A 24253-nucleotide genomic window follows, 5' to 3' on the forward strand; every position below is an offset into this window, starting at 1 on the left:
GTCCTTCTAATATTCCAATAGTCCCCTACAACTTCTGCATCTTAGGTAGCATCGCCTCTTTTTTCTCATGAAAGGCTTCCATATCCGATAAAATAGTGTGCAGCAGGCTTATCGCCTGAATAATGTAAGGGCCTTTGTTGAGCATTACACACTCAGCCTTGAGAGAAGTGGTGGCATCTGTGATCTCCGATCTTGAAGGCAGGCCGGTTTTGGCCAGTTTTTCCAGGACCTGGGTAGCCCAAACCACAGGAATATGGGCAGCGCCGCACAGCGCCAGGATCTCTTCCTGTACCCTGCCAATACTGTCCCATCCGGTTTCCACCGCCAGGTCCCCACGGGCGATCATTACCCCCAAATGCTTTGCCTTCATGGCCTCCAGCAGTATTTCGGTTAAATTGTCAAAAGCCCGGCCGGTCTCTATCTTCAGAATAACATTCAGCTTATTCAGGGCCTGGAGTTGCTCCAGTTCCGAGTACAGATCCTGAACGTCTTCAGGTGAATTCACAAAAGAAAAATTCACAATATCCGCATGCTGGGCTACAAATTTCAGGTCTTCCCTGTCTTTTGGCGTCAAACCACTTATTCCCAGATCTGTGTTCGGGAAATTTATACCTTTTTCAGCTTTGAGCCTGGAACCTCTCTCTTTAGCCCTTATGATCTTTACTTCAAAATGGGTATCGGTAGCATTTTCTATAACCCCTTCGATCTTACCGTCGTCAAAAAGGACTTTCTCACCCGCTTTTACACGCTTAAAAACCCGGGAATGCTGGCAGGCTACCACAGCCGGTTCGGTAACATTCCCGGCTTCGTCCAGCAGCGCTGGTCTACCCTCAATATCTTCGTTAACAACTCTCAACACGTCTCCTTCTTTGAGAAGGATGGATCTTTCAACAGCGGGAAGCTCACCCACCGGGATATCTTCCAGCTTTCGATTGGAGCAGCGCAATAGGGTTCCTGTACTTATGTAAGCGGTTTTATAGCAATGGGTAATCACGGCATCGTCTTCCACCTCTACCACAATTAATTTGCGTTTTTTGTCCCTGCTATCGGTAAACTGAAGTTTATCCCCCATCCGAATTCCATCCAACAGATCTGCGGGTACAGGTAAGAACTGCGGTTCAACAATCCCGTCTTCTTCTGGTACCAATACAACTCTGGCCGGATTTACCACCCTGCCAAAGTGGTCCTTTTCGGGTGAGAACTTTCGGATCTTTGGCCCGGGGACAATACGCCCCGTACGGATCTTGGGGCCGGCAAGATCCATAGCTATCTGTACTTCACGCCCCAGTTCCTCTGCGGTTTCCCGAACGTTATCAATGATCCCTTTCCAGACTTCAGCGTTGTCGTGAGCACAGTTTACCCTGGCACAATTCATCCCGTTTTGTACCATATTGTACACCAATTGCCTGTCATAAGCCGCTGCGGTCGGTTGGGTTACCATAATGCGAACCCTGCGGCCCTTAGAACGATTTCCCAGAAGCGATTTCGTGTGGGAATTCAGTAATCTTTTGCCTTTTTTTATGGATAAGCCGGATTTATGTGGAATTATTCCCTCCTGTTCCAGCAGCTTTGAAAGGATATACCTGGTGTTTACCACACTGGCTTTAATATGTCCCTCTGCATTCGCGAAACGGGTCAGGCCGATGTTTTTGAGTCGTTTTTGGGTACTTCGGAGATCAAATCTTCTAAAGGCGTTATAGTGTAGCAGGTTCCTTGCACTCTGAGCGTACATAGGATCAGTTTCTTCCAGTGACTCCCGGTGTTGGTCCTCTTCCAGGGCCATAGCTTCCAGCGCCCGATCGAGAGTCTCTATTACTTCGTTTATTTTATCGACATTTATTTTCACAATACTCCTTTATTATCCAAACTGATCCGCTGTGCTGCCTGGAACTTCCATTTTTTGATCAATATCTAAATACAAACAATGCTCATAATGAAATTAGAAAAAAACGAATTATCCACAACAAGGATTTTTACTATGCATTAAATTCATTTCCATCATCCATTATTACGAGAAACTCCGGGTAAGATAGGTTATAGACGATCAAATAAATGTTTTTGAAACTTAAACAAATTATTGGATTATTATTAACTTTTGGGAAATCACAGAAAAAACCATGAAAAACGCCCGTGTTTTCGTCTTTAGTCTGACTTTGTACAGTTTTTGCAGTTTGTTTGCCCAGGATATAAAACCCAAAGATCCGGATGCCCGCTTCTTTCATCTGGATACCATAAGTTCTGAACTCATATCGAAAGATCAGCGTTGGGTTTCTTTTCTGAAGGGCGAAAATGTATTGACCGGTTTGTATTATTTAAAGGCCGGGGACGAAGACAAGCAAAGGCCTCACGATACCGATGAGGTGTATTACGTACTAAAGGGCAAAGCCAGTTTTACTGCAGGAGGTAAGGAAACCGAGGTCAGCCAGGGTAGCGTATTGTTCGTAAAGGCAAATGTGGCGCATCGGTTCACTAATATTGAAGAAGACCTGCAGGTTCTTGTATTTTTTGATCAATAGCACAGGTCTAAAAGTCATTTGATTTTGGGTGATGGAACAGGTTTTACAACTCTTTTTCAGCATAGGGATACTTCAGGCACTGTTGCTTGGAGCGGTGTTGTTTTTCTATTCAGGCAAGGGCAATATGGCTCCCAGACTTATTGCTTTACTATTATTGCTCTTAGTAGCTCTGATGTTCTCCGAATTCCTTGAACTTTTCGGGATCTCGCCGGATAATTTTCCGGTACTACAATACGCTATTCTGATCGACCTGATTTTTGGCCCTATATTGTTGTTGGCCGCGCGTTTTTTCCTGAACAGACAGACGGCATTTGGCAAAAAGGACGGGCTGCATTTACTCCCGGTGTGCATTGGGCTTGTATGGTACTTTACCGGTTTGAGAAATACCAATGCCAGTTTTGGGACCATTCCGGACTCTGTGGCCATCCTGGTACTGCTAAAAATTGCCTTTGTAAGCATATATACCATATGGATCCTCAGGGAGATCCGATCTGCTGAAAGTCTAAGGAAAGAAGGCAGTTCAGATCGAATAAACTTTCTGAAGCATATCGTCTGGCCCTTTGTTGTCATATCCCTTGTAAGCCTATTGGCCTTTTGGGTGAATTACTTCGGACTTGAATTTGCCCTGGATTCCGATATGCTGGGAATCATCCTGATAACCATTTTTATTTACCTGCTTTCCTTTAATACCTTGCGAAGGCCTCATGTCCTTATTCCTACGGCAAGCCTGCGGGTACTCCCAAAATACTCTAAATCCGGATTGGGGGAGCACAAAAAAGAGCAGCTGCTATTATCGCTTAAGGATTATCTGGAGTCTGAAAAGCCCTATCTGGATGAAAATATCAGCCTGAGCGAACTTTCCCGAAAGTTTAGCATACCTCCAAACCAACTTTCCCAGGCAATCAACGAAGGATTGGGATTGAATTTCTATCAGCTGATCAACCAGTATCGGCTACGGGAGGTTAAACGAAAACTTTCGGACCCTGAGGAAGACCATAAGACCATCCTGGCACTGGCTTTTGAGTCCGGCTTTCAAAGCAAAGCTTCTTTCAACCGCATCTTCAAACAGAGTGAAAAGACCACTCCGGCGGAATTCCGCAAAAACAATCGGTCTTAACCTTCCCGATGAGACGACCGGCCTAGACTTATTCCGGATTTTAGCTGCATTCAAACAATCAAAAAACACAGTAATGAAAAGATTAACTTTCATTTGTCTGCTCTTTGTATGTAGCTTTTGTGTTGATGCACAACATCTTCTGGACCAGGCTCAGGAGCAATTTCAGGCGAAGAACTGGATTGATGCCGCTAAAAGCTATGAAAAGCTGACCAAGCTGAACTCTTATAATCCCGAATTTTGGAGTAAATATGCCTATACAAGCCTAAAGACTGAGAATTTTCAAGAAGCGATAAGGGCAGGCCTTCGGGCACTTGAGACCGGTGCCTCAAAGAAACCTCTTTCCTTGATTTTGGCTAAAAGTTACACGGGTATCCAACAGAATTCGCAGGCCGCAAAGTGGCTAAAGATCCATATGGAGGAAGGGAAAACGGCCCCGGACCGGATAGCTGGGGACGCGGTCCTTGCAGCCCTGGCGGGGTCTCCGGAGTTTAAGGAGTTAGTGAACTTTGAAGCTCCTGAATCTCAGGACCGGGATGAGGGATGGCGTGCAGACCTGGATTATTTGGTAGAGCTGATGAAAAGCCGCCATAAGAACCTCTATCATACGGTTCAGCAGCAAGATTTTAAAAGTGCTGTCCTGCAGTTACGGAAGCAGATCCCGGAACTATCAGATCTTGAGATAATAGGTGAATTTATGGCCATTATGGCCATGGTAGGAGACGGACATACCGTCCTCTATCCCCCTTTTGAAGGTGCCAACGGTTTCCATGCCTTTGCGGTTGAATTCTATTTATTCAAGGATGAGCTTTATATAAGGGCCGCGGCTCCGGAACTCGCACACCTGGTAGGCACTAAGGTAATCGGGGTGGGGCAACTCTCAACGGCGGAGCTGATCTCAAAAGCGCAGAGATACCTTAGTCGGGATAACGATTTCCAATTAAAATGGATCACACCTATCGCCCTGAGCTTTACCGAAATATATGCATTAACAGGAGCAGGAATCGCAAAGAGGGCCGAATTCGTCTTGGAATCAGCTGATGGAACTGTTTTTAAAGAGACTCTGAATGCTTTGCCGCTTATGAGGGATCCTATGAGCAGATTTGCTCCGGAACACTGGGTAGAGATAAGGAAATCAGAAGAAACTTCCTCGCTATGGACTTCAGATCCTGAAAACTTCTATTGGTATAAATACCTGGAGGAGCAGAAAGTGGTGTATTGTCAGTTTAATCAGGTAAGGAACAAGCCGGAGCAAAGCCTGGCAGAATTCGCCAAAGAGCTTTTTAGTTTTGTGGACACTCGTGAAGTAAGGGCCCTGGTACTGGATATCCGCCTCAACAATGGCGGCAATAATTTCCTGAACAAAGCCTTGGTGCAGCAGATCATCAGAAGTGAAAAGATCAATACCCACGGTAAGTTTTTTACCATTATTGGCAGGAGGACCTTTTCCGCAGCCATGAATCTCGCCTCAGACCTGGAACAACAGACCAATACCATTTTTGTGGGAGAACCAACGGCTTCCAGACCCAATTTCTATGGAGAGGACGACGAGTTCAGCTTGCCTTACAGCGGGCTGAGGGGGAGTATTTCCAGCAGGTATTGGCAGGGTGGAAGTACTTCGGAGGATAATCGGCCCTGGATTGCTCCGGATTTGGTAGCGGAACTGAGCGCTGAAGAATACTCAAACGACCGCGACCCTGCCCTGGAAGCTATCTTCGAGTATCTCAATTCACAATAGATCCGGAGAAGTTTTCCTAAAAGGAGATTTCAGTATACTATTATCGGACTAAAGCAATTGCCCGATACAACGTACTGCTTCAGCTTCTGAAAGTCTATTAAAAAGAATGGGGCAGGATTCAAACTGTCTTTTGAATATTCCTACCCCTATTCCTGACTTCAGGCTAATTATTGTTAAGCCATTTCTTTGTCTTTACGCCTGTTTTCGGCTAGTTTTTCAATCAAATCCGGAACCTTTTCAAAGGCTGCTGCCAGTCCGTGGGTTTTTCCGGCTTCCAGGAATGATATTTCATCTCCTTTGGTGATCAGGAAACCAATAGGCTCTATGCCCACACCTGCGCCGGCACCCATACCTTCGCCTTTGCGCCCTTTGGCTTCGGTCCCTTCACCTCCTCCGGAGCCAAATCCCATGCCTACCTTTATGACCGGTACACACATGAATTCGCCGAGTTGAAACTGTTCGCCAACCACAGTTTCCGTCTTCGCTTCTGTTTTAATAAAGTCAGTAATTTTTTCTAATAAACCTTCAAATTGTAAATCCATAATATTCGTTTTAATTAATTAATGAATGACCTAATAATATTGACCGGCCTGTTCTGAACATGCATTACCAGGCTATTTCTTCCCTCATAGTTTATATGAAGCATCGCGTCGGTGTAAAAGTTCAAAAGTGCGAAGAGGGGGTACAGCCGCGCATTAGAAATACAGTTGCCGGTATCTATTTCTAAGAACAGGCGTTTTAGTCTAAAAGACCTGAGTACTTTCAGCCCCCTTTTTAAGGGCATTTGCCTTTTCTTTTTTCGGGTGACACCCGTCACCTCTCTTTTACTTTTGGAAGCGCTTCTCTTTCGAAGTGGATAGAAATAAAATTTCAGGAAGAGAACCTTCAGTCTTATACGCAAAAGTTCGCTTTCATCTGCTTCAATTTCTGCCTTTGCCAGACCTTTTATCCTAATTTTATATTTGTTTTTATTGGTATTCACCAGCAGATCGATTGGGGCAAAAAGCAATGAGATCAACAAAACAAGGAACAATGCGAATCCAAGAATTAACCACATCATATTGGTTTTTGCAAAGGAAGGGAATGTGGTTTCTATGCCAAATGACGCAGGTCAATGGCTGTTCCTTTTTTTCCGGTGAACGTGTAAAAATCCGGCTGTCAAAACGGCCTCCAATTTGTCCGGATGCCCTTGAATTGGCCTGACAAGTTCAAAGAAATCAGTATTTCTGTGGTTTGTGGATCTAAAGACCTGCTGATCTAAATCATATTTACTCCTTTGCAATAAAGGTATATTTGACCTTATACCCCCCTCTGCAATTTTACTTGTACCTAATGAACACTTACAGCCCAATACTCAGTGGGATTAAACGATTCTTCATCGAAATCGGGGAACTGTCGTATTTCGCCCGAAGATTCTTTAAGGAGGTGCTTAAACCACCTTTGGAATTTAAGGAACTACTGCGGCAATGCTACCATATGGGGAATAGGTCCTTGTTCCTGGTTTTGGTCACCGGTTTTATAATAGGTTTGGTCCTTACCCTGCAATCCAGGCCTACTTTGATTGAATTTGGCGCGGTATCCTGGATGCCCAATATGGTAGGCATTTCTATAGTTCGCGAGCTGGGACCGGTAATTACGGCGCTGGTATGCGCAGGCAGGATAGCATCGGGTATAGGCGCTGAATTGGGCTCCATGCGGGTAACCGAACAAATAGATGCCATGGAAGTTTCTGGTACCAACCCCTTTAAGTACCTGGTGGTGACAAGAATCCTGGCTACTACGCTGATGTTGCCAATTTTGGTTCTTCTGGGTGATGCCATAGCATTGTACGGCTCCGCGCTGGTGGAGAATATCAAAGGACACGTTTCTTTTAAACTTTATTTTAATCAGGTGTTCGATGCCCTGGAATATGGAGATCTGATCCCTGCCACCATCAAGTCATTCTTCTTTGGGTTTGCCATTGGCCTTGTTGGCTGTTTCAAGGGATACTACAGTAAAAAAGGTACGGCAGGTGTGGGTGTAGCAGCAAATACCGCCGTTGTATTTACCTCTATGCTGCTCTTTGTAATTGATTTTATAGCGGTTTTTATAACAGATATATTTTATGACCTGTGAAAACACTGGAAAACCATATTTCGGGAAATACTGAGTCCCAGCAAAAGCGTTTGATGATCCATATTAAGGATCTGTACAAAAGTTTTGGGAATAACCACGTCCTTAACGGCTTTAATTTGAGACTGTATGAAGGCGAGAATTTGGTGGTTATGGGAAAATCAGGTTCAGGGAAGTCTGTGATGATAAAATGTCTGGTTGGACTCATACAACCGGATAAGGGTTTTATTTCTGTTATGGGAAAAGAGATAAAAACCCTGGACAGGGAGACCTTAGATGTATTAAGGTCCGATATAGGCTTTTTGTTCCAGGGTAGTGCACTGTACGATTCCATGACCGTACGAGAGAATCTGGAATTCCCGTTGCGAAGACACAAAAGAAAAATGGGTGGAAATACCGATCCCGAACCGTTGGTGGTAGAAGCGTTGCAGAATGTAGGGCTCGCAGATGCAATAGACCTTATGCCCGAAGAGCTTTCCGGTGGTATGAAAAGGCGTGTGGCTCTGGCTAGAACGCTGATCCTGAAACCTAAGATCATTCTATATGATGAACCAACCAGCGGCTTAGACCCTATAACGGCTAAGGAGATCATTGAATTAATGCGAAGTATTCAGAAGAAATACGGAACATCTTCTCTGATCATTACACATGATGTAGACTGTGCCAGGGTCATATCTGAGCGAATGGTGTTGCTGGTAGACGGCATTAACTACGTGGAAGGTACATTCGAGGAACTCAACCGCTCCACGGACCCAAAAGTAGAAGCATTTTTTAAAAAATAATAAAATGGAAAGGACCGCAGCTGAAAAATTGAGATTAGGAGTTTTAGTCATACTGGGGACGATTACCTTTATCGTAGCAGTTTACTTAATTGGAAATCGGCAGAATATGTTCGGGAATACGCTGACCGTAACAACGGTTTTTAAGAATGTGAACGGGCTGCAAAAGGGTAATAATGTCCGTTACGCAGGTATTGATGTGGGAACCGTAAAAGCAATTGAAATGGTCAATGATACCACGATCAACGTCCATATGCTTATTGATGAAAAAATGAAAGCCCATATTAAGACCAATGCCGTTGCTACAATAGGTTCAGATGGTCTTGTTGGCAGTATGATCGTCAATGTAGTTCCTGGTGTAGGAGAGGCCCCGTTCGTGAGCGCAGGAGACAAGATCGCATCCTACAGCCGTATAGGAGCCGAAGATATGTTGAGTACTCTTAACGTAACCAACCAAAATGCGGCACTGCTTACATCTGATTTGCTTAGGGTTACAGAAAGCTTGAACAATGGTGAGGGAACTCTGGGTAAACTTTTAAACGATAAGGAAATGGCCGCAAACCTGGAACAGACCATTTACAATCTTAAAAGTGCCAGCTCTAAGGCAAATAACACATTGGCGGAATTGCAGACTGTGATCGAGCAAATGGGCAAAGGCGAAAATGTGGCTGGTGTTTTATTTGCAGACTCTTTGTCTACAGTCAAAATGAAAGATGTTATTACAAATCTGGAAGTCAGCAGCAGGAGTATGAGTTCATTAGTGCAAAGACTGGACAGTGCTGTAGTCCATCTGGTTGCTGAAGATGGGGTAGTAAATTACCTGTCAAGGGATACCGTCCTCGTTGGAAACCTGAAAAGAACTATGAAAAATATTGAGGAGGGGACCGCGAGTTTTAATGAAAATATGGAGGCGCTAAAGCACAGTTTTCTTACCCGAAGGTATTTTAAGAAGATGGAAAAGGAGCAGGCCAGGAACTGACAATCTCATTCCGGAAACGCATGAAATCATTGTTGATCTTCAAGAGAAATTGGCTTTCAATAAAATAAACTCATTGATATTGGCAGTGTTAATTGCTCCTATCAGTTTATGCTTTTCAACCACAGGGAAAAATCTGGATCTTTCCTGGCTCATGATGCCAATGGCCCGTTGAATCTCTAAACTACTGTCTATGGTTTTAAAATCTCTTTTCATGATATCGCCAACCAGTACCGATGGATCCTTCGCATGCTCAATGATGGTCTTATGATCTAAGATCCCGACGATTTTTCCATTTTCAGCGACCACAAAGTCCTTTTCCGTTCCGGCAAGCACTACCTCTATAACCCTTTGAAGGCTGTCTGTAGGTAAAATTATGGTAATCTGGGTAAGCATGGCTTCCTTTACATAATGTCCATGCAGCACGAATTCCTGCTTTACCATTTTGTTTTCCCCATAAGCCCCGAAAAAGATGAAAAATGCAATTAAGACAAGAAAAGGGTTGATCATTAATCCTAAAATAAAGAAGATTACCGCTAATATCTGACCCAGTGTTGCGGCCACTTCAGTGGCCTTTACCCTTCCCATACCATAGGAAAGCAAAGCCCGGAGCACACGGCCACCATCCATCGGGAATGCCGGTATAAGGTTAAATATCACCAACATGACATTGGCTATTAGTAAGTAAAACAACAGAGTTTCCAGTCCAGGGCTGGATAACAGCGCCTCTATATTCTCAAAATCCATGCTGAGATACTTCCGTACCGGAACCACCAACGCTAATAAAATGGCAATGACCACATTTACCGCTGGCCCTGCCAGTGCTACCAGCAATTCCTGCCCCGGTTTTTCGGGCATTTTTTCCAAAGATGCCACTCCGCCAATCGGCAAAAGTGTAATTCGCTTGGTCTGAATGGCAAACCTTCTAGCTGTTAGAGCATGACCCAACTCATGAAGTACAACACAAAAGAATAAACTTAAGATCAGGGAGACATTTAAAATGGCAGAAGTTATATTGCCACCACTTCTCAGGTCCAGATAAACCACCCATATCAAAAGTAAACTGAAGGTCCAATGGACTTCGATCTTTATCCCGGCTATCCGTCCAAGTTTTAAAACACCTTTCATGCTCAGCTTTTTGGGAAAATAATCAGTATCTATTGGTTTTACTATGACGATTATCATCGGGAGAGCGTTCGGGCTGATGATCTAAAGCGTAGATCTGAATTAAGCGGCTTGCAGGTTTCGATGATATATGTCATTACCCTCCTGCTATACCTTTAGTATTTTTAGTGAACCTCAAAGCTTTTTGTATGAACAATGTATTACAGGAGGATTATAGCTCCCTGGATTTAAATTCCTCAATTTGGGATCAGATTTTTACAGTAGCGCCACTGGTATTGATCGGCACAAAAGAGGGAAAAGCATACAATCTTGCTCCAAAACATATGATAACTCCTCTTGGCTTCGGGAACTATTTTGGATTTGTATGTACAGCTGAGCACGCTACCTATCACAACATAAAGGAAACGCGGAAGTTTACCGTCAGCTTTCCAACTTTCGATCAATTGATAACAACTTCTCTGAGCGCCTCAAGGCGCAAAGAGGAAATATCAAAATATGAAGGTGTGTTAAAGGTTTTACCCACAATGCCAGGGACTTGCGTTGATGCGCCTTTGCTTGAAGGGGCTTATCTGTATTTGGAATGTGAATTGTTCAAGATTATTGAGGGCTTTGACAGCAATAGCCTGATAACGGGGAAGGTGCTATGTGCTCATGGCCACAAGGACTTTTTGCATCAATTTGAAAAGGATGAACAGGACCAATTTATACAATCCCCTTTGCTCGCGTATATTTCTCCTGGCAGATTTGCAAGGATCACGGAGACTTATAAATTTCCTTTTCCTAAAGGCTTTAGACGATGACACAGCTGGGTAATATTGCGGAACAGGTCAGGGAATATCTGAATGGTCATAAGGAGCAAATGATCCTTTTCCTGAGTGAATTGGTTCTCAAAGAATCACCCTCATCTGTGGTAAGCCCACAGCACGAGATCCTGGAGTTTTTGAAGGAACGCTTTGAATCTATGGGATATTTTGCAGAGCATTTTCCGGGCAAAAACACTGGAGGAGCTCTTTATTCCAGGCGTCGCCAAAGGATCAAATCCCTGCCCATTCAACTACTTATTGGGCACTGTGACACGGTTTGGCCTCTGGGGACCTTAGAAAATATGCCCCTCAAACACGACGACGGCAAGATCAAAGGACCGGGGATCTACGATATGAAGGCAGGGATCACTCAGTTGATCTTTTCTCTGATGACCATCAGAGCCTTATCGTTAGACCTGAGCGCAGAGCCCGTTATTTTGGTCAATTCGGATGAGGAAATCGGCAGTAAGGAGTCTACAAGACTGATCCGTTGTTTGTCCAAAGTCGCAAATCGCGCCTATGTTTTAGAGCCCCCATTGGGAATTGATGGAAAGTTAAAAACTGCTCGGAAAGGAATAGGCCGATTTACCATAGAGGTTAAGGGAAGACCGGCTCATGCGGGATTAGATCCGGCTAAGGGGATCAACGCGATCGTTGAACTATCACGTCAGGTGCAAAAATTGTACGGCATGAATGATCCGGAAAAGGGGATTTCCCTGAATATCGGAATGATCGAAGGTGGTATCTCCCCTAATGTTGTGGCTCCCGAAAGCAGGGCCGTAATTGATGTCAGGGTATTGTCTTCGGAAGATATCCCCTATATCAGTAAAAAGATCCTGGGGCTAAAACCCCATTTTGAAGGTGTGGAATTAAGTGTTACAGGCGGCTTTGGCAGACCGCCAATGGAGAAAAACTCACGCAATCAACGCTTGTGGAATATGGCCAGGAACCAGGCGGATTATTTAGATCTGGAACTTCAGCAAGCCACTGCCGGTGGTGCCTCTGATGCTAATACCACAAGTTTGTTTACTGCCACTCTGGACGGTCTCGGAACTCCGGGAGACGGAGCCCACGCGCTGCATGAATATATATTTCATGAAAAGCTTATCGAAAGAACTGCCTTGTTAACCCTATTACTATTAGCGGATCCATTGAAAGTCAGCTCATGAAACATCAATATATCTTTACTTCACTTACCCGTATTTCCGATCTGCAGGAAAAGGAGTTTTCTGTGCAGAAACTGGACAAAGCAGATTGGGAGACCGGAGACTATGTCGCTTGCGAAATACAAGATCCGGGAAGTCATACCCTGAACCTTGAATTGCCCAATGGCCGTATGAGAGGGGTAATAGGAGGAGAATCACTGATCGGTGCCCTGGGGGAGCGGTTTGCAACACTGGAGGCTACCGGAACCTGGCGCGAGGTTTCAGAAGATCTTAGAATGAGTGTTTTAACCGGTGCAGGCCTGCTGGGGAAGCTAACTTCAAAATCCGTATTTATCCCTAATATGATAGAAGTTTCCTATACAGGTCATGTTTGCAGGGATGGGGTTAAAGTCACTATGGACCATTTTGTAAAACCCCATCAAAAGGCCGTATTCAATATACCTGTGGTACTATTTGTAGGTACTTCAATGTCTGCCGGAAAGACTACTTCTGCCAGAATCGTAACACATCTTTTTAAACTTGCGGGTTATAAGGTGGCAGCGGCAAAACTTACAGGTGCCGGACGGTATAAAGATATTTTGGCAATGGCAGACGTTGGTGCGGATTCAGTCCTGGATTTTGTGGATGTCGGGCTTCCTTCCACCATCTGTCCCAAAGAGGTCTATGAAGACAAATTGTTTCGGCTTTTGAATATAATGGCAGTTCAAAAGGCTGATATCGCCATCATAGAGATTGGGGCTTCACCATTAGAACCCTACAACGGCGATACGGCTATAAACGCTTTAAAAGAACACGTCCGATGCACCATCCTCAGTGCTTCCGATCCCTATGCGGTTTTCGGATTGATGAAGGCCTTTGATCTGGTTCCTGATATCGTTACCGGAGTTGCTTCGAATACCCTGGCCGGGACAAGAATGGTTAAGGAATTATGCGGAGTAAAAGCACTGAATCTGATAGATGCTTCAACCACAGATGAATTAAAACAAATCCTCTCGGAAAAGACCGGACTTAAGTTATAAAACTGGCCAGATAAACTCTGGCCTGAACGCTGTAAAAGGCCGATTTATCATAGTGACTTAACCCAGTTGTAATTCTTTCTTTAAGATATTCCGGAAACGCGTCTCGCTGAGGTAGTGATCTTCGAGCAATTTGCCGTCGTGTAAAAGACTAAAAACCCCAAAGCCCGATGGTGCATTTTGTGCATCTGACGGAGTTTTTAACAGGGTTATCTTCAGATCTATCCCGTGTTCCCGGGCAACTTTTAGCATGGCTTCAGCGGACTTCTCATGCCATGGACATTGATTGGCATAGACCAGGTGCCAGCCCTGGTAGTTTTTTTGATTGGCGGTCCAATCCGCAAGTAGGGGATCCGCGTCTGAGATGATCCATTTTTTTGATAATAGTTCAAATCGGTCGCGTTTGCCGACCTGCCTAAATCCGTTTTTTACAAATACCTTTTTGCTCGCTACCCAGGAGCCTTTGCTACTCATTGTGCACAGGCCGTGCATTCCCAGTGCTCTTGCTTCCCTTTCAGCCTGGTGTATCAGTAGGGATCCGTTCCCCGCGTTCTTGTTTTTGTTTGGGTAGACAAAAATGCAATGAATGAACATAAAGCCAGGAGCTACAATGGGTCGCCAGGCGTTTTCTGCCGGAACATATTCAATAAAACCCAACATATTCTCTTCCGCGTCCTGTAGTATGTTGAGACGTAGTCCCCGGGAGTATTGTTCGTTAAACCATTCTTTTTTCTGTTTATGACCTTCACTTTTTGTGTTCTTAATACAATATAGGGTCTGCTGGTCTACATTTTCAGGAGTAACTGAGATGATTTTATTTTTATTCATGACTTTGATTTGATTTGCGGCGATTATAGGCCGGAACTGATGGCTATATCAAAGTTTTGAAATAGGTCAGACCCAGACAATGACAAATGTCAAACCGCAAGTGTTTGCTTTACAGACTGACATAAATCATGGTATAAGGATTCTATGCATTGTAATTTGTAGGACACATTTTGAAGCAGCAGTTATGAAACGAATACTTATTCCCACCGATTTCTCCTCTAACGCATGGAATGCCATATGCTATGCAATGGAAATGTTCAGCCAGGAAGAATGCCAGTTCTACTTGCTCCATACCTATACACCTGCTTTTTACAGGATGGATTATGTTTTTGGAGGGCCTGCTGTGAGCGCCGTACCGGATTACGGCGTAGATATTTCTGTGGAAGGCCTGGAAACTACTTTGGAAGAGATCAAAAAGGCATATAACAATCCAAAGCACAAGTTCGAGATCATTTCGGCATTCAATCTCCTTGCGGATGAGATTGTGGATGTATGCAGGGAAAAGGAAATTGATTTGGTGGTCATGGGAACCCAGGGCGCCACGGGAGCCAAGGAGATCTTTCTTGGATCAAATACGGTATATGTTTTGAGAAAAGCCGAGACTGCCGTATTGGCTATCCCGGAAAAATGCAAGTTCAAAGAGATCAAAAACATGTTGTTTCCTACTGGATATTGGACCAAATACAACAAACACGAAATACAGCGTATAGCGGATCTCGCAAAATCGCAAAGATCTGAGATCACGCTTTTGCATATAAAGGAAGAATTTGAACTCAATGAATCCCAGATAGCGAATCAGAAACACCTGTTGGAATGCCTTAAAGATGTACCGGTAACTCAAAGAGAGGTAGAAAATACATTAATGCCTAAAGCCATATTGGACTTCATAGAAGAAAACGACTTTGGGCTATTGACCATGATGAACAGAAAGCATTCCTTTATGGAGCGTCTGCTCTGGAGACAAAATGTGGATCAGATCGGATTTCAGGTGAAGATCCCTTTCCTGGTCATAAGAGATACTGCACAGGTTAGCAAGGATACCCGACAATTTTATGCTGTTGACAAGCATAGCTAAGATCCCCTTTTACCAATCCCGATAATTTTACGATATTGCAGCCCTTTAGGAGTGTTAGCTCAGCTGGTTTAGAGCACCGCCTTGACAGGGCGGGGGTCGTTGGTTCGAATCCAATACACTCCACACCCAAAATCCCGATAGTCTATCGGGATTTTTCATTTTAGAACATCGGAGCTTGCTCACGATGTTTTAAAATGAAAAACACTTTGCAGGCGAAGCCCAATCTGTGACAGTTAGTTTTCGGTTATAATAAATCGTCAAGAGCAGACCATGTCAGTTCGAGCGCAGTCGAGAACTAACCTGCGATCAACGAGCGTAAGCGAGTTAATCCGGAGCTTGCTCAAGATGTTTTAAAATGAAAAACACCTTGCAGACGAAGCCTGCGGGATTTTGGGATGTAGGGACCCACCCCCTGGATCAACGAGCGTAAGCGAGTTAATCCGGAGCTTGCTCAAGATGTTTTAAAATGAAAAACACCACACAGGCGAAGCCTGCGGGATTTTGGGATGTAGGGACCACCCCCTGGATCAACGAGCGTAAGCGAGTTAATCCGGAGCTTGCTCACGATGTTTTAAAATGAAAAACACTTTGCAGGCGAAGCCCAATCTGTGACAGTTAGTTTTCGGTTATAATAAATCGTCAAGAGCAGACCATGTCAGTTCGAGCGCAGTCGAGAACTAACCTGCGATCAACGAGCGTAAGCGAGTTAATCCAAAGTGGCTAGCGCGGATTTGCAATCCGTGCTATTCCCCCAAACTCCGAAAAACTAATGCGAATTTGCAATCCGTGCTATTTTCTACAAATACTTTTCCTGCAATCATATTACAGTCTTGGCCAGTACATTTGACTTAAAACGAAAGTGTCTACAAAATATAAAGCCACTATGCCAGATGTGGCCTATTTTGTTACTATTACTACTGTAGGTTGGATCGATGTCTTTACAAGGTTGAGGCAAAAATATGTTCTGATAGGAAGTTTGGCATACTGCCAAAACAAGAAAGGCCTTAAGATCTATGCATATTGTATTATGCCTAGCCACTTGCATCTGGTATGTAAGGCAGAAGAAGGATTTTTGCTTTTTGATATCATTCGTGATTTTAAAAAACATACTTCAAAGAGAATTATACAAACCATGATGGAATTTCCAGAGAGCAGAAGGGAGTGGATGCTCGATCATTTTAAAAAAGCCTGCCAACATCTGAAAAGAGACCAAAAACACAAAGTCTGGCAAGATGGATATCATGCAGAGATCGCCACATCTAACTGGTTCATCAAACAAAAAATACAGTATATACACAATAATCCGGTAGCTGCAAAAATTGTTGCTTTACCTGAAGACTACTTGTTCAGTTCGGCAAGAAATTATTCGGAAATGGAAAGTGAGTTGGAAGTAACCGTTTTGTTTTTGAAGTAATTGGAGCACGGATTGCACCTTGTCCGCCTCTGGTGGAAATCCGCGCTATCTTTTGTTAGCGTTATCGCTACATGCTCTTTTCGCCTTTGGCGAAAGCACTTCCGCTTGCAGCACCGCTATTTCTGAAAAACCTTCGGTTTAAAGTTCTGCTACCGCCAGTCTATGACTGCTGGTTTTTCTTTTTGTAAGTTTGGTTTTCCCACGAGATACAATCTCGCGGTAGCGTGGGGTTTTTTTGTAGTGAACAGTAAACAGTCCCGATAGCTATCGGGAGTGAACAGCACTCCTTTAGTAAGTTTCGCAGAATGAAAGCGTATAGCGCATAGCGCAAAGCCAACTCCAAATAATTAAGCTTGATCTTGAACTTAAACTTGTACTTATTAAAGTAAACAGCCCTCCTTCGCTCCCTTTTGGAGAATAAATTTGTGGTATGCAATTTCTAGTTGCTATCAATTTCACAATTCCTCAATTCCTCAATTCCTCAATTTTACGGTTTAATATTTTTTCATAATCTTATAGCCCAGACCTGTAATCCGCGCTTTTTACTTCATACTCTAATTTCTATTCAAATCACTTCCCTGCAAAAAAACTGCAGTCTGGGAGATTACATTTGTGCCCGAATTAATTTAAGGGATTCGGTAATATAGTCAAGTTACTCAAGACACATTAGCATAACACAAGCAAATCTTTGGTTGAAGGACTATTACCAATGAATCCCAATTGTCTATGACAGAACATGTTGTTTGTTCAGATGTAAAATTAAATCAAGAACCACTTGCGCTTTTGCTAATGAGTTAGAAGCAAATAGGCCCAGAATAAAAAGGTTGATCTGGTTGGATGTTTAAGGATATCAAGAGTGTAAATGGTATTTAAAGAAAAGCAATACGACAGCCTGTGGCAGATAAGTTTTCGCAATTGCTCACCTTATAGAATAATAATTCAATATCTATGACAATAAATGCAAATCGAAAAAGAACGGAAATCTTTACGGTTCTCCTTTTTCTTCTTCTGACCAGTTCGTTTTCCCAACAGTCTACATTCGACCTGCCAAACTACCACCCGGTATCTCCGAATGCCGCCAGTCTTGGTAAATTCGGACTGTACCCAGTAAATAAAAGCTTGGGGACGGCCAATGTTAACATTCCAATCTATACACTTTCTGAACGTGGTTTGACTGTTCCAATAAATTTGAACTACAATACATCAGGAATAAGATTGAATGATTTGGCCTCCTGGGTTGGACTGGGCTGGTCATTGGATGCGGGAGGTGCGATTGTAAGGAATGTTAAAGGTCTACCCGATAAAACCTACAACAGTAATATTCCAAATTTGCAAAACGCTGCCTTTTCTCAGACCAATTACAACTACTTACTGGGGGCAACTAATGGACTTAGGGATACGGCACCAGATCAGTACGTGCTCAATGCTCTGGGAAGGACCGCAACTTTCTATTTTGATCAGAACAAAGGATTTAAAGCTGTTTTTGAGGATGGTAGCCCTATTGAGATATCGGTAGTGTCTGCCGATGAAATACACGCCATACTGGAAGACGGTACTTTGCTCATCTTTGGCAAAGAAAAGGATGGGACTTTAGCGACTGAGGTAACAAATCATCACAATGCCAGCTATACTTTCGATTATATTTCCGCATGGTATCTCACTAGCCTGGTATCTCAGGATAGGCAGCAAAGCATTTCATTTGAATACAAATCCCTGGGAAAGCAGAGTGGATATTCGGAACCGGCAAGTGAAACCATTTATATAGACGGGAGCTTTTTGCCCTCCGTCGCTCATTTATATCTCAAAGCGGCATATCAGGAACTCGTTGTTACAAGTAGAAAATTTCTTGAAAAAATCGTTTTCAATAATGGACATATTGATTTTGAATCCTCTTTAGGGCGAACTGACCTGGCGGACGACTATCAATTGGATGCTATCAAGATTTATACTAATGACGATACGGCCAATGGGAAACTTATAGATCAGTTCCACTTTAATTATGATTACTTTCAGAGGTCCGGGGGTAATTTTTCACGGGACTATGACAATGCACCTATCTTTTTTGATTCCACCAAACAGACCAATAGCCGGACCAAGGCCTTAAAGCTTACAAGCGTATACAGAGGAGCTTCTATTAGTTCCGGGGAGGTACACCACTTTAGTTATAAAGCAACTACACTGCCCGAAAGGTGTACTACCGCCCAGGACTCATGGGGATACCCAAACGATAATACAGGAACTCTTTTGCCGCAAACGCAAGTATGGTTAAAAGGGACCATTGGATCAACGCTTTATACCATTGGTAATGGAAATCGTTCAACCGATGAGGACAGTATGAAAGCAGCGATATTGAAGAAAATCACCTATCCCACTGGGGGATATACAATATTTGAATTTGAAGCCAATCGTCTTACAACTTCCGATATCGTCTATGCCGCGAAATCCTCTTCGGCAACAGCTTATGGAAGTGAATGTACTGATCCAGGCTATCCTCACCTCGAAGAAACTACGTTCACCATTCCACAGGGCGCAAAGAACATTAAGTTGCATATTGATATGAGTCCGGTATTATATCAGGGAAGCAGTATTTCGTATTTGGCCCTGGACAACAAATACTTTTATCGTCCAACTCCAAGTAGCATAAGTGGTTCCCCAAGTGATAGTTCTGACGGTTGGACTGAAACGATTCATTTACCTTTTGGGTCCAACCTTGGCGATGTTCTTAACCCGGTGCCGTTTGAAAGTGGCACTCATGTACTAAAGGCCTTTGACTCTGGTTATGGACCGTTTGCTGCCTATCCGTGTTCCCGAATGGGTATAACTATTACCTGGGATGAACCCAATGGAACACAAGAGGTAGAAAAATTAGTAGGAGGACTTCGAGTAAAATCCATTTCAAATTATGATGGTAATTCGGTAAATCCGGTTTTGGTAAAAAAATTCGAATACGAAACACCGGATTTAATACATCCCGAAGAAAACCGAGGTTATCAGAGAACGATTATCCTTGATCCTAATTTTTCCTTGAACCCGGTGGTGTCTACTTCTCCTCATTTTAATAACAATCTTGGTGGTGAACCCGTAATTTCTTATGAAAAAGTTACCGAATATGAATACGATTTAAGTAGTGCTACAAAGAATGGAAAAACGATATCCTATTATGAAAATGTGCCGAGATGGAGAACATTGAATTCTCTGGTTGGTCCTGAAACTTTTAGGCATTCTGAGTACTCTTGGAGTTATTTCTATTCACAGGCTCTATCCAATGGAGATACCTGGAGTTTAATGGCTCAGCAAATGCTCCAGGATGCACTTGGCGGTCCCGGGCAATTCTCTTTTTATGAAAGTACTTCATGGAAAAGAAATAAACTAAAAAGCGAGGAGAAATATAAGACGGAAAATGGCATTGATGTAATACTTTCCAAAATCGAAAATATTTATGAAACCATTGAAACGAACAAAATATATAGCAATTATGTATTTACACCATACGGTTCTCCTTACCCAAGTTGGCAGGTTCCAGATTACAGCCCATACGATCAGGGAACCGATCTAAGCAGCATACAATTTTGCTACCAAATTGGGGAGATTGAAACTGGTAGAAGGGTTCTTAAACAGACCACTGAGAGCTTGTATGATAATAGCGGTCAGAATCCTTTAACTACAGTCACTCAATATTTCTATGACAACCTAACCCACAAGCAGCCCACTAAGACGATAGTGCAAACAAGTCAGGGAAATGTTGTGGAAACTATCACCTCATACCCGGATGATATCCTAACCACGGCCTCGCTGGGGCAACCCAATTTAGACGCGGCTGGGTTAAGCGCAATAAATAAGCTAAAAAAACCATCTTCTACCAATCTCTCAAGTCTACATCGTATCACTGAGCCCATTCAGGTAAAAAAATTGATCAAGGACAGTGATGGTGTAGTATTGTCCAGTACGGTTCGCAGGACCGATTATGTCGACAAGGGGAACAACCTCGTTTTGCCAAAGGCCGTCCGGTCTCTCAAGGGTACTTATAATTCAAGTTCTAATCCAATGGAAGAGCGAATTATTTATTCCCAATATGACAACCATGGTAATATTTTAGAGATCAAGAAATCTGACGGCACCCCGGTCTCCTATATCTGGGGATTCAATAAAATGTTTCCGGTAGCCGTGGCAGAAAACGCCAGTTATACACAAGTGGCTACTGTTTTGAATGGAATAGCTGGCCTGGATCTGAATACTAATGGCTTAACAGAAGCACAGGCAACTACTTTGCGATCTAATCTGCCCGGTGCCATGGTCACCACCTATACCTACGACCTGCTTGTTGGGGTCACCAGCATCACGGACCCCAGGGGTAATACCACCTATTACAGTTATGATGACTTCAATCGCCTAAAAGAGGTCCGGGATGCCGATAACAAGCTGCTCTCCGATTACCAATATCATTACAAAGGCCAGTAATAGAATTAAACTAAAACGATTTGAGGACCCGCGTGGGGGTACCACCCTTAACGGGTATGATAGTCCAGAGCAATTGAAAGCTTTAAAGGGTAACCACAACATGCTATCCGGACATTATTACCATTAAAAAATATTAATACCAAACACCATGAAATTTTTCAATAATAGATTTTCAAAAGCGCTTTTTCTTGTTTTTATCTCGGTCGTTCTGACCCCTTCTTTGGAGCTCCAGGCCCAGAATAACCAAACATCGACCTTCATCGGAACGTGGACCTTTGATCATAAAGTGTCCTTGAACAAAATCAAAGCTCAGTTACAGCAACATTTGGATTCGCTTCCCCAACTGAAACAACAATTACTTGATGCCTATGTGGGTCGAAAAATGAGTTTTGGCCCAAATGGGGAATTTGTCCAATCCTTGGCCGATGGGCGCTCCGTGACCGGAAGTTGGACTCTTGATCCGAATAATGTCCTCGTCCTAACTGATAGCTCCGGATCCAGTATAAAACAACAGTTCTCTTTCAATGGAACAAACCGTTTGGTTTTAATTCCTGTGATCTCCGGAGATATTCAGGCGATGATACCCGAATGGCATTTTATTAAAAACTAAAACCTACTATGATGACGATTGAAAATAATATCGAACGCGGATATAAAACGGTCATAGCGGCCTTGGTTTTGTCCCTTCTAGCTACAGTTGGGGTTAATGCCCAACTGGGCGGTAGCACTTACACGATTTCCCAATCCAATACGGCCTATGTTGGTCAAACCACCGTTTTTACGGTGTCAGGGCCAAATATTTATGGAACCAACAGTTGGAGTACTACCCGAGGAAACCTCAGCAGCACTAATGGTCTTTCCACAACAGTTACATGGACAAGTTCGGGAAGCACCAGTATAAGTGTCAATGTAGTGGACGATTGGTTCAACGTCTATTTTACATCTAAGTTGCTTACTGTTACGGTACCTTTGAGCGCGGGATCGATCAACGGGGCACAGACTATTTGTTATAATGGAGATCCTTCAACATTGGGTAACACTTCCTCAGCATCAGGAGGTAGTGGTGGATATACCTATCAATGGCAATATTCAAACAATGGCAGCAGCGGTTGGACCAACATCAGCGGGGCTACCTCTACAACTTATAACCCCCCGGGAGGACTCACCTCATCCAGATGGTACCGCAGACGCGTGAAAAGTGGTCTTAATAGTACGGACTATACCACATCGGTAAAGGTCACGGTAAATTCACTAATGCTACCGGGTACCCTAAATGGTGTACAGACGGTTTGTTATGGGGGTAATCCGAGTACCATTGGCAATGCCATCAGCCCTACGGGTGGTAGTGGCAGCTACACTTACCAATGGCAATATTCGTCTAATGGCAGCAGTTGGACAAACATTAGCGGCGCTACCAGCATTAGTTATGACCCTCCGGGGGGGCTCACCGCTACGCGTTGGTACAGGCGTAGGGTACAGACTTGCGGGGAGACACAATACACCGGCCCGGTGAAAGTAACAGTGAACCCTACCCTTAACTCCGGTAGTGTTGGTGGTACCCAAACCATTTGTCAGGGTGGCCAACCTATTACGCTGAGCAATATCAGCAGCCCAACGGGCAGTAATGGTAGTTATACCTACCTGTGGCAGTATTCGGCTAACGGCAGTAGCGGATGGACCAATATCTCAGGGGCTACTTTGGCAAACTATAGCCCGCCGGCAGGCTTGACCACCTCGAGATGGTATCGAAGGGGGGTGAGTTCTTGTAGTCAGACCAAACATTCCAGCCCGGTCAAGGTTACCGTTCACCAGAGTCTCTCCTTACCGACTGGTTCTACCAGCTTTACCCGCTGTGGCAGCGGTACCCTTACCCTTTCACAGACCCTGGCCACCGGGGCCAATACCCTAAGGTGGTATGCGGCCTCCAGCGGAGGAAGCTACCTCCACCAGGGCAGCAGTTACACCACCCCGAGCCTAAGCAGTAATACCACCTATTATGTATCCAGTTACAACAGTACGGCGGGCTGTGAATCCGCCACACGAAAAGCCATAAGCGTTACAGTAACCCCGACCAGCATTTGGTATGCCGATACCGATGGGGATGGTTTCGGGGATGCCTCGGTAAGCCAATCGGCCTGTAGCCAGCCCAGCGGTTATGTCAGCAACAAAACAGACATATGCCCAAGTACTTATGGGAGTTATGAGGGCTGTACCTATGCCCGGCCTTCTTTAAGCGATGAGAACTATATCTATGTGCGTCAATACCAGGATACCGTCACTAGCCCAAACCAGGTGGATGAGAACAGCGATCTGATCGAACAGGTGAGTTATTTTGACGGTTTGGGCAGGCCCATGCAGCAGCTGGCCATCCGTGGGGGTGGTACCCCGGTGATAGCCTCCGCATCCGCATGGGAAATGGATTGGACCCTGGGCAGTGGAGGAACGGACTTCTTTAATCAGAACGGGGCCACTTCCGAAAACCAGCGGGAGAGCGGGACAACGCCTTACGGGACTACCGGGCTGTTGTGGAAATGTGGTAACGATGCCTTAAACAATGCCGATGGAGGCTGGAACACGGACTATATCGCTGTAGATAAGACAGCCACCTACCGTTATTCGGTTTGGGTGAAACGAACCCATTCCCAAAACGGAAAAACCTATCACGGCACTCAAAATGTGAATACGTTGACCGGGGGGGCACATGCCAATCCCTACTTCTGGCAGGGCGATTTGCCCCAGATCGATGTCTGGTACCTGATGGTAGGGGTGATCCACCCTTATGACTATAGTGGAGGAGACAGTGGGGTAAGTGGGGTGTACGACCTGCAGGGCAATAAGGTGCTGGATGGCACGGAATACCGCTGGGGGTCTGGTACCACCACCTCCCGTTTTCGAAGCTACCTCTACTTTGCCACCGATACCGATGTACGGCAGTATTTCTGGAACCCAAGCCTGCAAAATATGAGCGGAAGGGAAGCCTCCCTCTCCCATGTACTGGAACAGCAGCCCAGTGATCTGGTTACCCATGTGGAATACGACAGCTATGGCCGCCAGTCTAAAGAGTACCTTCCGTATTTTGAACCCGAAGGAAGCCGTGGCAGTTATCGCGGGGATGTCTCTCTGCAGACCAAAC

The 24253-nt window shown here is 44.2% G+C and carries 19 protein-coding genes and 1 tRNA gene; 15 read left to right on the forward strand and 5 right to left on the reverse strand.

Going from position 1 to position 24253, the window contains the following annotated elements:
* Positions 1–25: 25 nt before the first annotated feature.
* Positions 26–1846, reverse strand: coding sequence for a pyruvate kinase (locus GTQ38_RS20665; protein WP_161437492.1), 1821 nt, complete (start codon positions 1844–1846; stop codon positions 26–28).
* A 271-nt stretch (positions 1847–2117) separates the two neighbouring features.
* On the opposite strand from GTQ38_RS20665, the gene GTQ38_RS20670 reads away from it, so the two are divergent.
* From GTQ38_RS20670 to GTQ38_RS20680, 3 genes are all read left to right on the forward strand, one after another.
* Positions 2118–2516 (forward strand): cupin domain-containing protein, encoded by a 399-nt coding sequence (locus tag GTQ38_RS20670; protein WP_161437493.1) that lies wholly within the window; start codon positions 2118–2120, stop codon positions 2514–2516.
* Positions 2517–2547: 31 nt separating this feature from the next.
* The gene (locus GTQ38_RS20675) at positions 2548–3633 is read left to right on the forward strand and encodes a helix-turn-helix domain-containing protein (RefSeq protein ID WP_161437494.1); all 1086 of its coding nucleotides are present in this window, start codon (positions 2548–2550) and stop codon (positions 3631–3633) included.
* A gap of 73 nt (positions 3634–3706) precedes the next feature.
* Complete coding sequence (locus GTQ38_RS20680) at positions 3707–5368, forward strand: tetratricopeptide repeat protein (RefSeq protein WP_161437495.1); 1662 nt, start codon at positions 3707–3709, stop codon at positions 5366–5368.
* Positions 5369–5541: 173 nt separating this feature from the next.
* On the opposite strand, the gene GTQ38_RS20685 is transcribed toward GTQ38_RS20680, so the two are convergent.
* Positions 5542–5910 carry a GerW family sporulation protein gene (locus GTQ38_RS20685; RefSeq protein ID WP_161437496.1) on the reverse strand — a complete coding sequence of 123 codons (369 nt, stop codon included), beginning with the start codon at positions 5908–5910 and terminating at the stop codon, positions 5542–5544.
* A gap of 14 nt (positions 5911–5924) precedes the next feature.
* Positions 5925–6428, reverse strand: a complete 504-nt coding sequence (locus tag GTQ38_RS20690) for a hypothetical protein (RefSeq protein ID WP_161437497.1) — start codon at positions 6426–6428, stop codon at positions 5925–5927.
* A 272-nt stretch (positions 6429–6700) separates the two neighbouring features.
* On the opposite strand from GTQ38_RS20690, the gene GTQ38_RS20695 reads away from it, so the two are divergent.
* Genes GTQ38_RS20695 through GTQ38_RS20705 form a run of 3 tightly spaced genes read left to right on the forward strand, consistent with a single transcriptional unit; the run spans position 6701 to position 9238 of the window.
* A complete protein-coding gene (locus tag GTQ38_RS20695) occupies positions 6701–7483 on the forward strand; it encodes an MlaE family ABC transporter permease (protein ID WP_161437498.1) in 783 nt (260 codons plus the stop codon).
* Positions 7484–7536: 53 nt separating this feature from the next.
* Positions 7537–8262, forward strand: coding sequence for an ABC transporter ATP-binding protein (locus GTQ38_RS20700; protein WP_161437509.1), 726 nt, complete (start codon positions 7537–7539; stop codon positions 8260–8262).
* A 4-nt stretch (positions 8263–8266) separates the two neighbouring features.
* Complete coding sequence (locus GTQ38_RS20705) at positions 8267–9238, forward strand: MlaD family protein (protein WP_161437499.1); 972 nt, start codon at positions 8267–8269, stop codon at positions 9236–9238.
* 39 nt (positions 9239–9277) lie between these two features.
* Here the strand turns inward: GTQ38_RS20705 and GTQ38_RS20710 are convergent, their stop codons facing one another.
* A complete protein-coding gene (locus GTQ38_RS20710) occupies positions 9278–10363 on the reverse strand; it encodes a site-2 protease family protein (RefSeq protein ID WP_238858058.1) in 1086 nt (361 codons plus the stop codon).
* 185 nt (positions 10364–10548) lie between these two features.
* Between GTQ38_RS20710 and GTQ38_RS20715 the strand changes: the two genes are divergently transcribed.
* The 3 genes from GTQ38_RS20715 to GTQ38_RS20725 are packed head-to-tail and all read left to right on the forward strand — an operon-like array spanning position 10549 to position 13348.
* Complete coding sequence (locus GTQ38_RS20715; RefSeq protein ID WP_161437501.1) at positions 10549–11160, forward strand: flavin reductase family protein; 612 nt, start codon at positions 10549–10551, stop codon at positions 11158–11160.
* Positions 11157–12332, forward strand: coding sequence for a M20 family metallopeptidase (locus GTQ38_RS20720; protein ID WP_161437502.1), 1176 nt, complete (start codon positions 11157–11159; stop codon positions 12330–12332). The genes GTQ38_RS20715 and GTQ38_RS20720 overlap by 4 nt, the downstream gene beginning before the upstream one ends.
* The gene (locus tag GTQ38_RS20725) at positions 12329–13348 is read left to right on the forward strand and encodes a hypothetical protein (RefSeq protein ID WP_161437503.1); all 1020 of its coding nucleotides are present in this window, start codon (positions 12329–12331) and stop codon (positions 13346–13348) included. The genes GTQ38_RS20720 and GTQ38_RS20725 overlap by 4 nt, the downstream gene beginning before the upstream one ends.
* 57 nt (positions 13349–13405) lie before the next feature.
* Here GTQ38_RS20725 and GTQ38_RS20730 read toward each other — a convergent pair whose 3' ends face one another.
* A complete protein-coding gene (locus GTQ38_RS20730; protein WP_161437504.1) occupies positions 13406–14173 on the reverse strand; it encodes a YoaP domain-containing protein in 768 nt (255 codons plus the stop codon).
* A gap of 184 nt (positions 14174–14357) precedes the next feature.
* On the opposite strand from GTQ38_RS20730, the gene GTQ38_RS20735 reads away from it, so the two are divergent.
* The 6 genes from GTQ38_RS20735 to GTQ38_RS20760 form a co-directional block, all read left to right on the forward strand.
* Positions 14358–15248 carry a universal stress protein gene (locus tag GTQ38_RS20735; RefSeq protein WP_161437505.1) on the forward strand — a complete coding sequence of 297 codons (891 nt, stop codon included), beginning with the start codon at positions 14358–14360 and terminating at the stop codon, positions 15246–15248.
* Between the two features lie 48 nt (positions 15249–15296).
* A tRNA-Val gene (locus GTQ38_RS20740) sits at positions 15297–15371 on the forward strand.
* Positions 15372–16107: 736 nt separating this feature from the next.
* Positions 16108–16662: an REP-associated tyrosine transposase gene (locus tag GTQ38_RS20745; protein WP_161437506.1), complete on the forward strand. Its 555-nt coding sequence runs from the start codon at positions 16108–16110 to the stop codon at positions 16660–16662.
* 948 nt (positions 16663–17610) lie between these two features.
* The gene (locus GTQ38_RS20750; protein ID WP_161437507.1) at positions 17611–21120 is read left to right on the forward strand and encodes an RHS repeat protein; all 3510 of its coding nucleotides are present in this window, start codon (positions 17611–17613) and stop codon (positions 21118–21120) included.
* Positions 21121–21268: 148 nt separating this feature from the next.
* The gene (locus GTQ38_RS20755; RefSeq protein ID WP_161437508.1) at positions 21269–21730 is read left to right on the forward strand and encodes a lipocalin/fatty acid-binding family protein; all 462 of its coding nucleotides are present in this window, start codon (positions 21269–21271) and stop codon (positions 21728–21730) included.
* 8 nt (positions 21731–21738) lie between these two features.
* Positions 21739–24253 (forward strand): Ig-like domain-containing protein (locus GTQ38_RS20760; RefSeq protein WP_238858059.1); only part of this gene is annotated, 2515 nt, incomplete at its 3' end.

Source organism: Poritiphilus flavus (genome assembly GCF_009901585.1).
Classification (GTDB): domain Bacteria; phylum Bacteroidota; class Bacteroidia; order Flavobacteriales; family Flavobacteriaceae; genus Poritiphilus; species Poritiphilus flavus.

Bases quoted from the DNA above. Each gene is read 5' to 3' on its own strand.
- GTQ38_RS20700 (WP_161437509.1), top strand. From the start codon at position 7,537: ATGATCCATATTAAGGATCTGTACAAAAGTTTTGGGAATAACCACGTC.
- GTQ38_RS20720 (WP_161437502.1), top strand. From the start codon at position 11,157: ATGACACAGCTGGGTAATATTGCGGAACAGGTCAGGGAATATCTGAAT.
- GTQ38_RS20730 (WP_161437504.1), bottom strand. From the start codon at position 14,173: ATGAATAAAAATAAAATCATCTCAGTTACTCCTGAAAATGTAGACCAG.
- GTQ38_RS20725 (WP_161437503.1), top strand. From the start codon at position 12,329: ATGAAACATCAATATATCTTTACTTCACTTACCCGTATTTCCGATCTG.
- GTQ38_RS20670 (WP_161437493.1), top strand. From the start codon at position 2,118: ATGAAAAACGCCCGTGTTTTCGTCTTTAGTCTGACTTTGTACAGTTTT.
- GTQ38_RS20680 (WP_161437495.1), top strand. From the start codon at position 3,707: ATGAAAAGATTAACTTTCATTTGTCTGCTCTTTGTATGTAGCTTTTGT.
- GTQ38_RS20675 (WP_161437494.1), top strand. From the start codon at position 2,548: ATGGAACAGGTTTTACAACTCTTTTTCAGCATAGGGATACTTCAGGCA.
- GTQ38_RS20735 (WP_161437505.1), top strand. From the start codon at position 14,358: ATGAAACGAATACTTATTCCCACCGATTTCTCCTCTAACGCATGGAAT.
- GTQ38_RS20695 (WP_161437498.1), top strand. From the start codon at position 6,701: ATGAACACTTACAGCCCAATACTCAGTGGGATTAAACGATTCTTCATC.
- GTQ38_RS20710 (WP_238858058.1), bottom strand. From the start codon at position 10,363: ATGAAAGGTGTTTTAAAACTTGGACGGATAGCCGGGATAAAGATCGAA.
- GTQ38_RS20705 (WP_161437499.1), top strand. From the start codon at position 8,267: ATGGAAAGGACCGCAGCTGAAAAATTGAGATTAGGAGTTTTAGTCATA.
- GTQ38_RS20690 (WP_161437497.1), bottom strand. From the start codon at position 6,428: ATGATGTGGTTAATTCTTGGATTCGCATTGTTCCTTGTTTTGTTGATC.
- GTQ38_RS20685 (WP_161437496.1), bottom strand. From the start codon at position 5,910: ATGGATTTACAATTTGAAGGTTTATTAGAAAAAATTACTGACTTTATT.
- GTQ38_RS20750 (WP_161437507.1), top strand. From the start codon at position 17,611: ATGACAATAAATGCAAATCGAAAAAGAACGGAAATCTTTACGGTTCTC.
- GTQ38_RS20715 (WP_161437501.1), top strand. From the start codon at position 10,549: ATGAACAATGTATTACAGGAGGATTATAGCTCCCTGGATTTAAATTCC.
- GTQ38_RS20755 (WP_161437508.1), top strand. From the start codon at position 21,269: ATGAAATTTTTCAATAATAGATTTTCAAAAGCGCTTTTTCTTGTTTTT.